Origin of the sequence: Xanthomonas nasturtii, from assembly GCF_001660815.1 — a bacterium.
Lineage (GTDB): Bacteria > Pseudomonadota > Gammaproteobacteria > Xanthomonadales > Xanthomonadaceae > Xanthomonas > Xanthomonas nasturtii.
Map to the genome: position 1 here is coordinate 36,414 of NZ_LYMI01000019.1, position 14,097 is coordinate 50,510.

14 protein-coding genes and 1 other RNA gene are annotated in these 14,097 nt (G+C 65.3%); 8 read left to right on the forward strand and 7 right to left on the reverse strand.

Annotated features, from left to right (window positions below):
• The first annotated feature begins 23 nt into the window (after positions 1 to 23).
• Positions 24 to 1,742: an ExeM/NucH family extracellular endonuclease gene (locus tag A7D16_RS08660; protein ID WP_064631713.1), complete on the forward strand. Its 1,719-nt coding sequence runs from the start codon at positions 24 to 26 to the stop codon at positions 1,740 to 1,742.
• 69 nt (positions 1,743 to 1,811) lie between these two features.
• Here A7D16_RS08660 and A7D16_RS24075 read toward each other — a convergent pair whose 3' ends face one another.
• The gene (locus A7D16_RS24075; protein WP_239686969.1) at positions 1,812 to 2,612 is read right to left on the reverse strand and encodes a hypothetical protein; all 801 of its coding nucleotides are present in this window, start codon (positions 2,610 to 2,612) and stop codon (positions 1,812 to 1,814) included.
• A 624-nt stretch (positions 2,613 to 3,236) separates the two neighbouring features.
• On the opposite strand from A7D16_RS24075, the gene A7D16_RS08670 reads away from it, so the two are divergent.
• Positions 3,237 to 3,312, forward strand: a non-coding RNA gene (locus A7D16_RS08670) — sX9 sRNA.
• A gap of 60 nt (positions 3,313 to 3,372) precedes the next feature.
• Here A7D16_RS08670 and A7D16_RS08675 read toward each other — a convergent pair.
• Positions 3,373 to 3,759, reverse strand: coding sequence for a MerC family mercury resistance protein (locus tag A7D16_RS08675; RefSeq protein ID WP_064631715.1), 387 nt, complete (start codon positions 3,757 to 3,759; stop codon positions 3,373 to 3,375).
• A gap of 64 nt (positions 3,760 to 3,823) precedes the next feature.
• Between A7D16_RS08675 and A7D16_RS08680 the strand changes: the two genes are divergently transcribed.
• The gene (locus A7D16_RS08680; protein ID WP_064631718.1) at positions 3,824 to 5,149 is read left to right on the forward strand and encodes a GTP-binding protein; all 1,326 of its coding nucleotides are present in this window, start codon (positions 3,824 to 3,826) and stop codon (positions 5,147 to 5,149) included.
• 132 nt (positions 5,150 to 5,281) lie between these two features.
• On the opposite strand, the gene xopR is transcribed toward A7D16_RS08680, so the two are convergent.
• Positions 5,282 to 6,481 carry a type III secretion system effector protein XopR gene (gene xopR / locus A7D16_RS24240; protein ID WP_275655043.1) on the reverse strand — a complete coding sequence of 400 codons (1,200 nt, stop codon included), beginning with the start codon at positions 6,479 to 6,481 and terminating at the stop codon, positions 5,282 to 5,284.
• A gap of 98 nt (positions 6,482 to 6,579) precedes the next feature.
• The gene (locus A7D16_RS08695) at positions 6,580 to 7,455 is read right to left on the reverse strand and encodes an EamA family transporter (protein ID WP_064631724.1); all 876 of its coding nucleotides are present in this window, start codon (positions 7,453 to 7,455) and stop codon (positions 6,580 to 6,582) included.
• A gap of 66 nt (positions 7,456 to 7,521) precedes the next feature.
• Here A7D16_RS08695 and A7D16_RS08700 point away from each other — a divergent pair, with 66 nt between their 5' ends.
• From A7D16_RS08700 to A7D16_RS08715, 4 genes are all read left to right on the forward strand, one after another.
• Positions 7,522 to 8,184 (forward strand): alpha/beta hydrolase, encoded by a 663-nt coding sequence (locus A7D16_RS08700; protein ID WP_064631785.1) that lies wholly within the window; start codon positions 7,522 to 7,524, stop codon positions 8,182 to 8,184.
• A gap of 78 nt (positions 8,185 to 8,262) precedes the next feature.
• Positions 8,263 to 9,357: a cell division protein ZapE gene (zapE, locus tag A7D16_RS08705; protein ID WP_064631726.1), complete on the forward strand. Its 1,095-nt coding sequence runs from the start codon at positions 8,263 to 8,265 to the stop codon at positions 9,355 to 9,357.
• Between the two features lie 182 nt (positions 9,358 to 9,539).
• Complete coding sequence (locus tag A7D16_RS08710) at positions 9,540 to 10,001, forward strand: MarR family winged helix-turn-helix transcriptional regulator (protein ID WP_064631728.1); 462 nt, start codon at positions 9,540 to 9,542, stop codon at positions 9,999 to 10,001.
• A gap of 104 nt (positions 10,002 to 10,105) precedes the next feature.
• Positions 10,106 to 10,534, forward strand: coding sequence for an organic hydroperoxide resistance protein (locus A7D16_RS08715; RefSeq protein ID WP_064631730.1), 429 nt, complete (start codon positions 10,106 to 10,108; stop codon positions 10,532 to 10,534).
• 241 nt (positions 10,535 to 10,775) lie between these two features.
• Here A7D16_RS08715 and A7D16_RS08720 read toward each other — a convergent pair whose 3' ends face one another.
• A complete protein-coding gene (locus A7D16_RS08720; RefSeq protein ID WP_064631732.1) occupies positions 10,776 to 11,642 on the reverse strand; it encodes a DUF2884 family protein in 867 nt (288 codons plus the stop codon).
• A gap of 163 nt (positions 11,643 to 11,805) precedes the next feature.
• Between A7D16_RS08720 and A7D16_RS08725 the strand changes: the two genes are divergently transcribed.
• Complete coding sequence (locus A7D16_RS08725) at positions 11,806 to 12,222, forward strand: hypothetical protein (RefSeq protein ID WP_064631734.1); 417 nt, start codon at positions 11,806 to 11,808, stop codon at positions 12,220 to 12,222.
• A 315-nt stretch (positions 12,223 to 12,537) separates the two neighbouring features.
• Here the strand turns inward: A7D16_RS08725 and A7D16_RS08730 are convergent, their stop codons facing one another.
• Positions 12,538 to 12,840: a hypothetical protein gene (locus A7D16_RS08730; RefSeq protein ID WP_064631736.1), complete on the reverse strand. Its 303-nt coding sequence runs from the start codon at positions 12,838 to 12,840 to the stop codon at positions 12,538 to 12,540.
• 368 nt (positions 12,841 to 13,208) lie between these two features.
• Complete coding sequence (gene dkgB, locus A7D16_RS08735) at positions 13,209 to 14,012, reverse strand: 2,5-didehydrogluconate reductase DkgB (RefSeq protein WP_064631738.1); 804 nt, start codon at positions 14,010 to 14,012, stop codon at positions 13,209 to 13,211.
• Between the last annotated feature and the right edge of the window lie 85 nt (positions 14,013 to 14,097).

Below are 14,097 nucleotides of genomic sequence, written 5' to 3' on the forward strand. Positions count from 1 at the left end.
TTACGTCTTTCCGGAGTGTGTCGATGTCGCGTTGCTCGCTGGTTGTGCTCGGTGTGATCGGTCTGTTGGCTCCGCTGCTCGGCAGTGCCGCCGAGGGCGCGCCGCAACGTCTGTCGATCGCCGACGTGCAGGGCGAAGACGGCCGCAGCCCATACGATGGCCGCATGGTCGAGGTGGAAGGCATCGTCACCGCCGATACGCGCACGGGCCTGGCCGGCCTGTTCGTGCAGCAGCCCGGCTTCGAGCCGCGGCGCTCGCATGGCCTGTTCGTCACCGGTGCCGGTAATGCCGAGGTCGCGGTGGGCGACCGCGTGCGCCTCGTCGGTCGCGTGCGCGAGGTCTCGGCAGGCGGCGAGGCGAGCCTGACCACGGTGGACGCCAGCACCATCGAGCGGCTCGCCGGCGGCCAGCCGGTGCCGGTGCGCATGCTCAGTGGCCCGCCGGCCAATTGGGAAGCGCTGGAAGGCGAGCATGTGCGCATCGCCGCGCTCACGCTCAACGGCAGCGACCGCCTGGACACGTACGGCGAACTGGTCGCTGCGTTCGGTGGACGCCTGTGGCAGCCGAGCGAGGTGGCCGCTGCCGGCACGCAGGCGTTCGCGCAAGTGGACGCCGATAACGCACGCCGTCGCGTGCTGCTGGACGATGCGCGCAACGGCCGCAGCCCCAAGACGGTGTCGTATCTGCCGGCCGAGCCGGTGTTGCGCAGCGGCAGCCTGCTCAAATCGGTCGATGGCATCGTCGATCAACGCTACGACGGCAACTACCGCATCCAGGTACTCACTCCGCTGACCTTGCCGGCGATGCCTACCGCAGTGGCGCCGCAGGTGGGCGGCGATCTGCGCATCGCCTCGTTCAACCTGGAGAATTTCTTCAACGGCAATGGCCGTGGCGGTGGTTTTCCGACCAAGCGCGGCGCACGTACGCACGAACAGTTCCAGGCGCAGCTGGCCAAGCTGGTCGCCACCATCGTGCCGTTGCGCGCCGATGTGGCCGCGTTGATGGAAGTGGAAAACGACGGCACCGGCGCCGATGCGGCGGTGGCACAGCTGGTGGCCGCGCTCAATGCCGCCGGCACGGACAAGGATTGGCAGTTCGTCGATACCGGCAGCGGCCCGGGCGACGATGCGATCCGGGTCGGCATCGTGTACCGCAGCTCGCAGGTGACCCCGGTCGGCAAGCCGGCCACGCTGACCGGCGGGCCGTTCGAGAACCACAGCCGCGTGCCGCTGGCGCAGGCGTTCCGTAGCACGCGCGGGGCGACGTTCGTGGTGGTCGCCAATCACTTCAAATCCAAGGGCTGCGGCACGGCCAGCGGTGCCGATGCCGACCAGCAGGACGGCCAGGCCTGCTGGAACGCCACCCGCACCGAATCGGCCAAGCGCCTGCACCAGTGGTTGCAGACCGACCCCACCGGCGCGCAGACCAAGCTCGCCGTGCTGCTGGGCGACTTCAATGCCTACGCGATGGAAACCCCGATGCGCAGCCTGCGCGCCAGCGGCTGGCAGGACGCGTTTGTGGTGGCCGGGGTGAAACAGCCTTACAGCTACGTCTACGATGGCATGAGCGGGCGGCTGGATCATGCCCTACTCAGCCCGGCGATGGCCAAGCAACTGCGTGGCGCGGTGGAATGGCACATCAATGCCGATGTCATGGACGAGGCCGGCTACGCCAAGCGCAATCTGCCCGGTCCGTGGCGTAGCTCCGATCACGACCCGGTAGTGCTGGGCTTTTCGCTGTAGCAAGCGCGATGAGGCGGCGTGTGCGGGTAGCTGCTGGACCGGGCGCCGATGGGCAAGCGCATGCGCGCGTCAGTCCGACCGCTCGCGCTGCGTAATGGCCTCGCCGAGCCGCCGCTGCAGGGTCAGCGTCCTGTAGTCATGCATGAGGCAGTGCAGTTGCTGGATCAGCGCACAGGGCGCGGCGCTGTCTTGCAGGATGTCCAGCTGTTCCAGTGCGTCCCGGTACGCCTGGGCCAAGCAGGTCGACTGGGTGCTTGTTTCCTGTCCCGGTGTGTATGCATCGTCGTGGCGTATCCGAGCCTGCGAGTCGGTTAGCGGTGCGGTGCCGCGTGCGGCCCCCTGCGCACGCACACGCTGCAGCGGTGAGAGCGCTGCGAGCAGGGCATGCAGCTGGAGATCGCGTAGCTGATTGCGTTGCGCCAACAGCTCATTGCGCTGATCGAGCGCGCGTTGTTCCTGCGGCAGCGCGTCGCGATCCTCCAGGAACAGACGGGTGGTGAGGGCGTGATACTGCGGGTTCAATTCGAGTAGGCGGCGATTCATGGCCTTCAGCCGCAAAGGCGCATGCGTAGGCGCCTGCGATGTGTCCTGCGCCTCCGGCTTCGATGCGATGACGAGCGTGCAGACAGGCAAATCCGCACGCCGCTGCAGTACCCGCTGCTGCGAGTTCTGTCCGCACGATGACGTGCGCGTGCAAGCACCCTTCTGCTGCGCTGGTGCGACAGTACAGCACGGGTCTGCTGGTCGCGCCGGCATCAGCTGTGTCGGCGGTTGGGACGGCCAGCACCTTGTCACGACGTGGGATGCACCGACTGCAGCCCAGAGATCGGGCACCCGTTGAATACTGTTCGACACCGATTTCAGGCGCATGCTCGCTCCAACCGGGCAAAGCGCCCTGCTCATGCGTCTACGCTAACGGCTTTGTTTGACCGAACGCCGTGCGCTGCGAACGCAGGGCGCGTGAACCGAACACACGATCGCTCACACGTGGGACATCTTCCCAAGTGATGAAGCCGATCGCCGATAATGCGAGCAGAAGAACGCGCGCGATGCATGCGTCGCGTCACTCACATCAGCGCGAAGGCATGGCGAAGCGATGTGGGCGTCGGCTGCCAAGTAGATGACCGCCTGGCACTCGATTGGTCATCGCTGTGTCAGTGCTCAGGCATGGCCTGATACTCCGAGCACCGAGTGTGGGGGGAAACGTCTTTCAGGATTCACGGTTCAGTCAAACCACTGACGCCACCACCATGCAGGAGAGTGCGTATTGGGTTCGATGCGCTGCGACAGTCTCACCCAGCAGAAGACAGCCCCCGGAGTCGCGCTGCATCCTGATGGACGTGGATCGAGGACGATGACAATGCCTTGGTCGTTGGCGTCGCGTGCTCGGGTTGGGTTGGTATCGGGTGTAGATCCGATCCATCTAATGCCGGGACTGAACAACTAGACGACTGTGCTCACCGCCAGGCGGACGCGGCCGGCGCTCGGTGCCGCATGGACCACGTGTACGCTCAGGTTCCTCCGCGCCGTCCACACCGATCTGACGACTGCTCGCTACGTGTTGTTAGCCGCTCCTGGCCGCGTTGCTGCCCACACCCGACAGCCTGATCGCTGTGCGCGGTGCACGTGACTATCCAGCGCAGCTGCCACGACGGCGGCGCAGCCCCAGGTTGAGCAAGTGCGCGCTGGCCAGCATCAGGCTGGCGGTCACTGTGATCGGTGTTTCCAGGTGTTCGCCGACGACACCGCTGGCGCCCAGCACCAAGCCGGCCAGCCCGCAGCCTGCCAAGGCCCACACTGCTGGCGGCAGCGCATGGCGCCGATGCGTGCTCCACAGCGCGTAGCTGCTCAGCGGCACCGCCGCAGCGGCAAACATGACGTGCACCCACTCGGCGCGGCTCCACGCTGCCAGCAGCGGCAGCGCAACGGACAGCAAGGGAAGGGCCAGGCAATGCAGCAGGCACAGACTGGACAGCGCGATGGCCGAGGTATCCAACACGGAAGCCGTTGTACGCATGGACGCGGTCTCGTCGAGTAAGTGTTATATAGTAACACTTCATCTCCCCAGCAAGGTTGCCTGGATGTCCCTGTCTCCCGTTCGCGATCTGCGGCTTCCCGTCACCGTGTTGTCCGGTTTTCTGGGTGCCGGCAAGACCACCTTGCTAAACCGGATCCTGCACAACCGCGACGGCCTGCGCGTTGCGGTGATCGTCAACGACATGAGCGAGGTCAACATCGATGCGCAGCTGGTACGCGACGGCGGTGCGGCGTTGCGACGCACCGAAGAAACGCTGGTGGAGTTCAGCAACGGCTGCATCTGCTGCACGCTGCGCGACGATTTGCTGCAGGAAGTGCGCAGGCTGGCCGAACAGAAGCGCTACGACTATCTGCTGATCGAATCGACCGGCATCGCCGAGCCGATGCCGGTGGCGGCCACCTTTGCCGTGCGCGATGCGGACGGCTTCAGCCTGTCGGATATCGCCCGCCTGGACACCATGGTGACGGTGGTGGACGGCAACCGGTTTCTTCAGGATTTCGGCTCGGCTGCCACGCTGGCCGAGCTGGGCCAGCAAGCCGGTCCGGACGACACGCGCGGGCTGGTGCAGCTGCTGGGCGAGCAGGTGGAGTTCGCCGATGTGCTGGTGATCAGCAAGTGCGACCGTATCGATGCATCGCAGCTGCAGCGTCTGCGCGCGGTGTTGCGTGCACTCAATCGCGACGCAGCGATCGTGGATGCGGCGCATGGCGAGGTGCCGTTGCAGCAGTTGCTTGACACCGGGCGCTTCGATTTCACCCGTGCGCAGTTGGCGCCGGGCTGGATGCAGGAACTGCGCGGCCAGCACACACCGGAGACCGAGGAATACGGCATCAGCAGCTTCGTGTATCGCGCGCGCCGGCCATTTCACCCGCAGCGCTTTGCGCACATGGTGCACAACGGGTTGCCGCAGGTGATCCGCAGCAAGGGTTTCTTCTGGCTGGCCAGTCGCATGGATTGGGTCGGCGAACTGTCCAGCGTGGGCGGCGCCACCCAGACCAGTGCAGCCGGTTTCTGGTTTGCCGCGCGCCACCGCGTGGATGCGCAATCGGTCGGCCAACCATTGCAAACCAGCATCACGCCGCTGCCCTACACCGATATCGGTTGGCAGCGGCAACAGACGCATTGCTGGACCGCGCCGCTGCCGCACCTGCACGAGGTTGGCGATGCCAGCGAATACGCCGCGATGCAGCGGCTGTGGCATCCGCTGTGGGGCGACCGTCGCCAGGAGCTGGCGGTGATCGGCGTGGACATGGACGCACCGCGCACGCGCGCTGCGCTGGACGCGTGCCTGCTCAGCGACCAGGAACTACGTCAGGGACCGGCGCACTGGCAGCTGCTGGACGACCCGTTTCCGCATTGGGAGCGGTGACGGCAGTACTGCCTCCGCTTGCCAGGCAAGTCGCCACTATCGCCAGCCCCATCGAGCTGGCGGCACCGCAGTTTGAGGTCGGTGGTGCATCGTGTCGCGCATGCTTGCGCGACACGATGAAGTGCTCAATCCTCAGTAATAGCCGTTGTCGATCGCCTCCTGATGGGCATCACGTTCGCTTTGCTCGGACCGCGCACGCTCCCGCGCGGTCGTGGGGATGCTGTCCATCAAGCGTGGCGCTCCCATCCGATGCAACTGGTCGTCGGTGCGCTTGACGATCTCTTCCAGTGCCAGCACGTTGGTGTAGCCCTGCATCATGCGTTCCAGGCGTTTGATCTTGTCGGCCGGAGCACCGCTCTCCTTCAAAGACTCCAGGCGCCGCTGTGCGCGTGCGTAATGCGTTGCCATCTTGGTCATGTCGATATTCTCGCGACGGACCGCACGCAACGCACGGTGATTGGAATGCATCACATCCTGTTGGACCATGGCCAGCCGACTACTGGTGGTTTTCGGCGCGGCGATCTTTTCCAATGGCGCCAGCGCCGCCAACATTCCGTCAAGCTGCAGATCGCGCACTGCGTCGCGCTCGGCGATCAGGGCCGCACGCATCTCGAACACCGATCTCTCGTCCGTGCTAGGGGCGCGGCCCTCTTTGTAGAGACGCTGGTCGATGCGGTGGCACTGCTCGTTCAGCGCGGCCAATTCCACATTCATGTTGCGCACGGGGCGTAGTCGCCTGGACGACGAGGGCGGAGCCGGTGTCGCCACTCTCGGGGACGCAGCCGGTGCCGGCCGCGAGGAGAGGGTTGGCTGCTGCGGCTGCCGTAGCTGTTGGCGCCTGGGTGAGCCTGGAGCATGCTGCTGCCGCTGTTGCTCGGGGGCGCCCTGACGTTGCTGGAAGCGGTCTGCCGTGCGTGGCGCCGACGGCGGTTGCTGCGGTGGCGGCGCTGTGTGCAACGGCGCACGACTGCGCCGCTGAGGCACCGCATCGCCACCAGCCTGCGGTACCTGTGGGCGCTGGTTCGCGTGTTGCCTGGCGGCGCTCGGTGCGGGTGTGGCCAGCCCAGGGTGGCTGTGCGCTGCTTTTGTGGCTGGCGCTCCCATGCACATCGGCGGCAACTGTTTGCGCAGCGTCTTCAGCGACTTGCGCGCCGATGCCATCATGCCTTGCCGGGATTTGGACGTGCCCTGCGCGGTGCCGGCCTTGGGCGCGTGAGACAGTGAGTGTGGCCACGGCGAACCTGCAGCGGTCGCTGTCGCATCGGTGGTTGCCGGATTGGACGGCTCGGGGGCAACCGGATGAGTGCTTCGAAAGAGCGAAATCAGGCGCATCACAAACTCCCGCGGGAATGCAGGCTCATGCTAGCGACCGCCAACCGGCGCGGGAGGCGGATGGCGAACCGGCGTCGCGTAGGCCGAAAGCAGGAGCATCAACCCAGACGTATTCCCCAGGCGATCGCTGCGATGGCCGGTGCAGCCAATGCCAGCCCCAACCAGCCACGCAGGCCTAGGCGTTCGGAAAATCCCAACTTGCCGACCAGCGCCCCCAATACGACCACGCCCAGATTCATGCTGGCAAAAACGGTCGCCGGGCTGTGCGGCAGCAGCTGGTGCGCACGCACGTAACACAGGATGTTGCCGAAATTGAGCGCACCCAACAGCACGCCGGCAAGCATGCTGCGGGTGCTCAGGCGTACGCCACGTGCCCAACGCACGCTCTGCACGCCAAGCATCAGCAAGAAGGCCAGCGCAAAACACAACGTCAACGAGGTCAGCGATGGTGTTCCGGCCTGCGCAATGTGCTTGAGCAGCAGGTCGATAAGCGCAAAGCCCATCCAGACGCCAATCAGCCAGGGCAGGCCGATTGTGCTCGGTAGCGGATCGGTCGCGACGTGGTGACGGGGGCGTCGCACGATGCACATGATGGCCACCATGCCTAGCGCCAGCCCTGCCAGTTTCCAGCCATTGACCGGTTCGCCGAAAACGGTGAAGGCGGCGGCCAACGAGAGCACCAACGACAAACGTTGCGCAACATCGGTGCGCACGATGCCGGCCACCGCGACCGACCGCGCCAGCACCAGGAAGATGGAGGGCAGCGCCACGGCCAACAGCAGCAACGCCAACCAGGGCGCGGCCGTGGAGTGCAGTGTTTCCAGCGCAGGATGCAGGATCAGCCAGGCCAGGAGTGCAGCGCTGGCGTAGTTCCAGGTGATTGCCTGAAAGACGTCGATGTTGTGGCGTGGCGCCAGCTTCAGCAGCACCGACACCAGGACACTGCAGACAACGGCAAACAGCAGAAAATGCATGGGCAACGCAACGAAGTGTGCAGGCAGGGCGATGAACGCGGCCGGCGGGGCGGCTATTATGCAGGCATGTCCAATCCACTATTCCCCACCGAATCGGCTGCGTTGACGCTGGAGGGGCCGGTCGGCCCGCTGGATGTCGCGGTCGATCTGCCCGAGCCGGACGTCACCGCGCAAGCGGTCACCGCCATCCTTTGTCATCCGCTCTCCACCGAGGGCGGCAGCATGCACAACAAGGTCGTCACCATGGCCGCGCGCGCGCTGCGCGAGCTGGGCATCACCGTGGTGCGCTTCAATTTCCGCAGCGTCGGCAACTCGGCTGGCGCGTTCGACCATGGCGATGGCGAGCAGGACGATCTACGTGCGGTCGCCAACTGGGTGCGCACGCAGCGGCCGGGCGACACGCTGTGGCTGGGCGGTTTCAGCTTCGGTGCGTATGTGTCGTTGCGTGCTGCCGGCGCGCTCGCACCGCAGGTGCTGATCTCGATCGCGCCGCCGGCCGGGCGCTGGGATTTCAGCGCGATCCAGCCGCCTGCGCAGTGGTTGGTGATCCAGGGCGATGCCGACGAGATCGTCGACCCGCAAGCGGTCTACGACTGGCTGGACACCCTGGAGCAGCAGCCCGAGCTGGTGCGCATGCCCGACACGAGCCACTTCTTCCACCGCAAATTGATCGACCTGCGCGGTGCGATCCAGCATGGTGTCCGGCGCTGGTTGCCGGCCGCAGTCTGACCGCGGCACGGCCCACGCGTATCGCCCGGCGATGCGCCGTTGAGCGGGTCAGGCAGCAGCCGGCCCGCGGAGAATGCAATGAGTGAGATGACCCCGTCGCAGCGCTACGCCGCCGGCGTACAACGCGGCGACTGGCGTGCCGACCCTGCGCAGCAGGCGGCCCTGGCGGAGCTGGACCGTATCCACGACGCACTGGTGGACAGTGCGCAGGACGGCTGGCTGGACCGGCTGTCGGCGTTCTGGAAGAAACCCGAGCCGGTACGCGGCTTGTACTTCTGGGGCGGAGTGGGGCGCGGCAAGACCTTTCTGGTCGATCTGTTTTACGACGGCCTGCCGATCAAGCAGAAATACCGCACCCACTTCCACCGCTTCATGCGCGGCGTGCACGAGCAGTTGCGCGAGCATGCCGGGCAAAGCGATCCACTGGCCCGGATCGCCCAGCAATGGCGCGAGAATCTGCGCGTGCTGGTACTGGACGAATTCTTCGTCACCGATATCGGCGATGCGATGTTGCTGGCGCGCCTGCTCGAACGGCTGTTCGCCGAAGGCGTGACGCTGGTGACCACCTCCAACACCGCGCCGGAAAATCTCTATGCCAACGGATTGCAGCGCGACAGCTTCATGCCGGCGATCGGCTTGCTGCAGAAGTTCTGCGTGGAGCTCTATGCAGAAGGCACCGAGGATTACCGCATGCGCGCATTGACGCGCTCGCCGGTGTACCGCGCGCCGCTGGACGCGCAGGCCGATGACTGGCTTGCGCAGCGGTGGGGCGAGTTGAGCGGCAATGCCGAGGCGCGCGCGGGCACTATCGAAATCGAATCGCGCAAGATTCCAGTGCGCGCACGCGGCAAGAGCATCGCCTGGTTCGATTTTGCCGCGCTGTGCGAAGGCCCGCGCGGACCCGGCGACTACATCGAGATTGCACGCGAATTCACCACCGTGTTGCTGGGCGGCATCCCGCACTTCGACCGCATGAACGAAGATGCCGCGCGCCGCTTTGTCAACCTGATCGACGAGCTGTACGACCGCCACGTCAATCTGGTCTGCACCGCACAGGACGCCCCGCCCGCGTTGTACAGCGGCCAACGCCTGGCCGGTGCCTTTGAACGTACCGCCTCGCGCCTGATCGAGATGCAGAGCGCGGACTATCTGGCGGCTGCGCATCGAGCCTAAGTGCACGCGTCCTGGGTCGGGACGCGACGGCCATTGTTCGCATCGACATGGCCGTCAGTACGGTCACTGTCGATGATGTTGTGTCACTCAGGAGTTCAGCTATCCCTGACCACCGCAGCGGATCATGGCGCCTCAACTTAAAATCGCTTGCAATTGAATCGCGCGCTATGTAAATTGCAGCCATGCACACCGCCACGGCCACCACCGCCCGCACCGACGCACTGCTCAAGCTGGATAACCAGCTGTGCTTTGCGCTGTATTCGGCCAACCTGGCGATGCACAAGCTCTACCGCGGGCTGCTGAAGGACCTTGACCTCACGTATCCGCAATACCTGGCAATGCTGGTGTTGTGGGAGACCGACGAACGCAGCGTGTCGGAGATCGGCGAGCGGCTGTATCTGGATTCGGCCACGCTGACGCCGTTGCTCAAGCGCCTGCAGGCGGCCGGCCTGGTCACCCGCACCCGTGCGGCCAGCGACGAGCGTCAGGTGATCATTGCGCTGACCGAAGCCGGCCGCGCGTTGCGCAGCAGGGCAGGTGCGGTGCCGGAGCAGGTGTTTTGCGCGTCGGCCTGTTCGTTGGATGAACTGCGTCAACTCAAGCAGGAATTGGAGAAGTTACGCTCCAGCCTCGGCACCGGGTAACTGCAGCAGCGCCACCTCCCTTATTTTGCAACATGTCGTACACGATTCAATCGTCAACTATTCAATTCCTCATGCGCTGACCGCGCTCACCCAGGAGAATCACCATGGCCTCACCCGAAAACGTCCTCTACACCGCCCATGCCACCGCCACTGGCGGCCGCGAAGGGCGTGCCGTGTCCTCGGACAAGGCGCTGGACGCCAAGCTGTCCACCCCGCGCGAACTCGGCGGCGCTGGCGGCGACGGCACCAACCCGGAACAGTTGTTCGCAGCCGGTTACGCCGCCTGTTTCATCGGTGCGATGAAGGCCGTGGCCGCACAGGACAAGCTCAAGCTGCCGGGCGAAGTGAGCATCGACAGCAGCGTCGGCATCGGCCAGATCCCGGGCGGCTTCGGCATTGCGGTGGAACTGCGCATCGCCGTGCCGGGCATGGATCAGGCCGAGCTGCAGACGCTGGTCGACAAGGCCCACCAGGTCTGCCCGTACTCCAATGCCACCCGCGGCAATATCGACGTCACCCTGACCCTGGCGTAATGCCGGCCTGACCGTCGTGCGCATTGCGCGCGACGGTGTCAGCAACGGCCCGGCGCATGCGTCGGGCCGTTGTTCGTTGTGGCTTGAGAAGGTTTCCAAAATCCCGGCATACGCCTTGCGCGATGACTCGACCGCCGGCACCGGCATCGGCTGTCCGCGGCGTGCACTGTCTGCAACGCAGGCAACGCAGTTTGCGCGACGAACGCATCGACTGGACGCGCGCATTGCGATAGCTGTTGTCTCAGCGCGTCGCTGTCGCCACGACGCTGTTGGAAACCGTTGCATCCTCCGGTGGCGTCTGCGGATGCGTATTGCGTTTCAGCATCTGCAGGCGCTCGCCATCGAAGCGGTACTCCAGCGCCTGCTGCACCGCGTAGAGCGCCTGCGCCTGCACACACAGGGTGCGGGCCTGCGCTTCCAGCACGTGGCTGCGGCCTAGCAGTTGCTGCTCCATCTGCGCGTCCAGTGCTGCGCCACGGCGCTCCAGCTGCGCGGCGCGTCCGGTCATCACCGTCCATAGCACGCTGCGGGCCAGGCTGCCGGCCAGCTCCTCGGCCGCGTCCTCGACGCTGGCTTCGAAGCGCTCGTCGAAGGCATCCTGCTCCCAGCGCCCACGCCCGAGGCTGCCATCGACCTGCGCACGTGCGGCGGTACGCAACTGCCCGACCTTGCGTTGCTGGCGCGCGCTGCCCGACAGCACGTGCACCACGCCACCCAGCGCATCGAAGGAGATGTCGACCACCGACTGGGCGATGGACGTCACTGCCGGCATCAACGCGCGGGTGCTCTGTTCGAGCTCGCGCAACCGTTGCGCGTCGGCGGCGCTGACCGGTTGCGGCTGGCGATCCACGTTGAGCTCGCCACCGTGGAAGAAGATCTCGCGCGGGACGCCCTGCTTGCGGCGCAGCCAGATGCCACCGCTGTCTGCCAGTACGTCGTAGGAGGTGCTGACATCGCATTGCTGCGACGACAGCTTGGGTGTCGCGGTCTCGGCATGCGCAGCGCAGGCGGCCACCAGCAGCAGCGGTGCCAGAAAGAGGGTGCCGCGCATGGCAGTGGCCTTGGAATCGGGGCCTGCAGCATTGCGCAGTGCGGTGGACGTCGCCATGGGAAGAAAGTCAGGGTGCCGCAGGTCGTCGCCGACGGGCGGTTGCCGCAAAGCGTGAACCGGGTCGTGCATCGGCACATGGACCGCGTTTAAACGATTAGCTCACTTGATTCTCACGGCAGATGGTGTGAATTATGTTGCACAGCAGCATCGGAGCTCCGCAATGCTCGACCCACGCATCGAAAAGGTAGACCTGGCGCTGACCGAGATCGCCCAGGACCCATCGGAGAAGGTGGCGCTGTGGCAGTGGGCGTGCCGCGAGATGCTGCACGAGACATTGATCGGCATGCACCAGCTGTCGCACCTGGCCGGCATCGCCCGGCAGGTGGCCAACGACTGGCGCGCGCCAGTCGACGTCATCGCACCGGCGAAGCCCTACCTGGCTGCATCCGCATTGGCCGACCGCCGCCTGCCGCAGGTGCTCGACGGCCTGGGCAATACGCACGACGACGACGACCGCGCCACGTTGTGGCGGCTGCGCTACGCCAGCCTGATCGCCTCGACCTTGCAGGGCATGCAGGCACTGGCCGAGAAGCACCGTATCGACCGCCAGGCAATGGCGATCGGTCAGCTGAACTAGCGCGGCTATCGGGTTGACGCGCCGGTTGTAGGGCGAGTTGTGCTGCAACGCACGGTGAGTTTGGCCGCGTCTGCCGATACGGTTTGGCACGCTATGGCGAATGCTCCCCCGAGCGAGAAAACGCTGCCGGCGCAACACTGCGCCGCTGCCTGATTCGCACTGCAATGGACTGGCTGCTTGGTGGAGTCGAGTCCAGGCAGCACATCATCGTGTGCAGGCTTTGCAGCGCCGCCGAATTAGGGGCAGGTACGAAGTAGCGCAGCGTTTTACGGGTGCGCTCTACGCCGATTGCTCAGCAAATTCTCTGTACCCGGCTCAATGCCGGACGGCTGCATCTTCCAGATGCCGCCAAGCGTGCCGCACGATCCAGCGCGCCTGATCCCATGGCACCGACAGCATCGGCAGGCACTGGTAATAGCCATCCTGCAGCACGCGATAGAGCTGTGCTTCGGTGGCGCGCGGGTAGGCCAGGTAGATGTCGTAGCCAAGGGTAAGCAGCCGGGTGTAGTCGGCGAAGGCATAGCCACCCAGATGCCCTTCGGCGTGCACGTCGCGCCAGTAGGCGATCTCGGCGTCGAGATTGACGCTGCGGCGGGTCAAGACGGATGCGCTGTGCATGGGTAGGACTCCGTGACCGGGACTACCCCCTGTGCGGGCACCGTAGCAGCGGCTGCGCAGGTGGGCCAGCCTGCGACGACGAGCGGTCGTGATGCAGTGGCTGCCACTGACCGAGCGATGCGGCTGGAGCTTTCAACCGCGGAGCTGCAGCGACTGCGGCGCCCCGCAGTCGTCGTGCCGCAGATATTTCAGGCCAATGATCGATGCGCGGGCCTGGCCGCAGACAACCTCAGCAATAAGCGACGCGGTGACGTGTGGGCGACGCGCCCGCCTGCGCGGGAGTCAGAAAGATTCCTGAGGCAACCTGTCGATGTCGCATGCCGGCAGCGCTCGCCTGATGCCGAGCGCTGCCGGCATGCATCAGACAATCAATCCCACTCGGGCGCGATGGCCTTGGGGTTGGCCAGGCGATGCCCGCGGTCGAGTGCGGCGATGTCGCGCATGTCCTGCTCGCTCAACTGCAGCGTCTGCGCCTTGAGGTTGCTCTCCAGATTCTCGCGCTTGGTCGAGGATGGAATCACCGAGTAACCCTGCTGCAATGCCCAGGCCAGGGTGACCTGCGCCGGGGTGGCAGCATGGCGTGCGGCGATCGCCTGGATCACCGGATCCTTGAGCACTTCGCCCACGGCCAACGTCATGTACGAGGTGACATGGATGCCTTGCTCGCGCAGGAAATCGGTCAAGGCACGATTCTGCAGATAGGGATGCACTTCGATCTGGTTGGTGGCGATGGCGTCGGCGCCCAGGATCTCGATGGCCTGCCTGGTCAGCGCGATGGTGAAGTTGGACACGCCGATCTCGCCGGTCAGGCCCTGCTGTTTGGCCTGCGCCAGCGCTTCCAGATACGCGCGCATCGGCACCTGATCGTTCGGCGAAGGCCAATGGATCAACGTGAGATCGACATACCCGGTGCCGAGCTTGCGCAGGCTTTCCTGCAGGCTCGGCAGCAAGGCGCCGTCACCGAACTTGTCGACCCAGATCTTGGTGGTCAGATAGAGCTGGTCGCGCGGCACGCCGGAAGCTGCGATCGCTGCGCCGACCTGCTCTTCGTTGTCGTAGATCTGCGCGGTATCGACAGCGCGATAGCCCAACTCCAATGCGTTGCGCACCGAGTCGATGACCACCTGGTCTTTGAGGCGAAAGGTGCCGAGGCCGAATGCGGGGACAGTCATTTTTTTCCTTTGGGAATGGGGAATGGGGAATGGGGAATGGGGAATGGGGAATCGCAAGAGCGAAAGGTGCGCAAAGCACCATGAG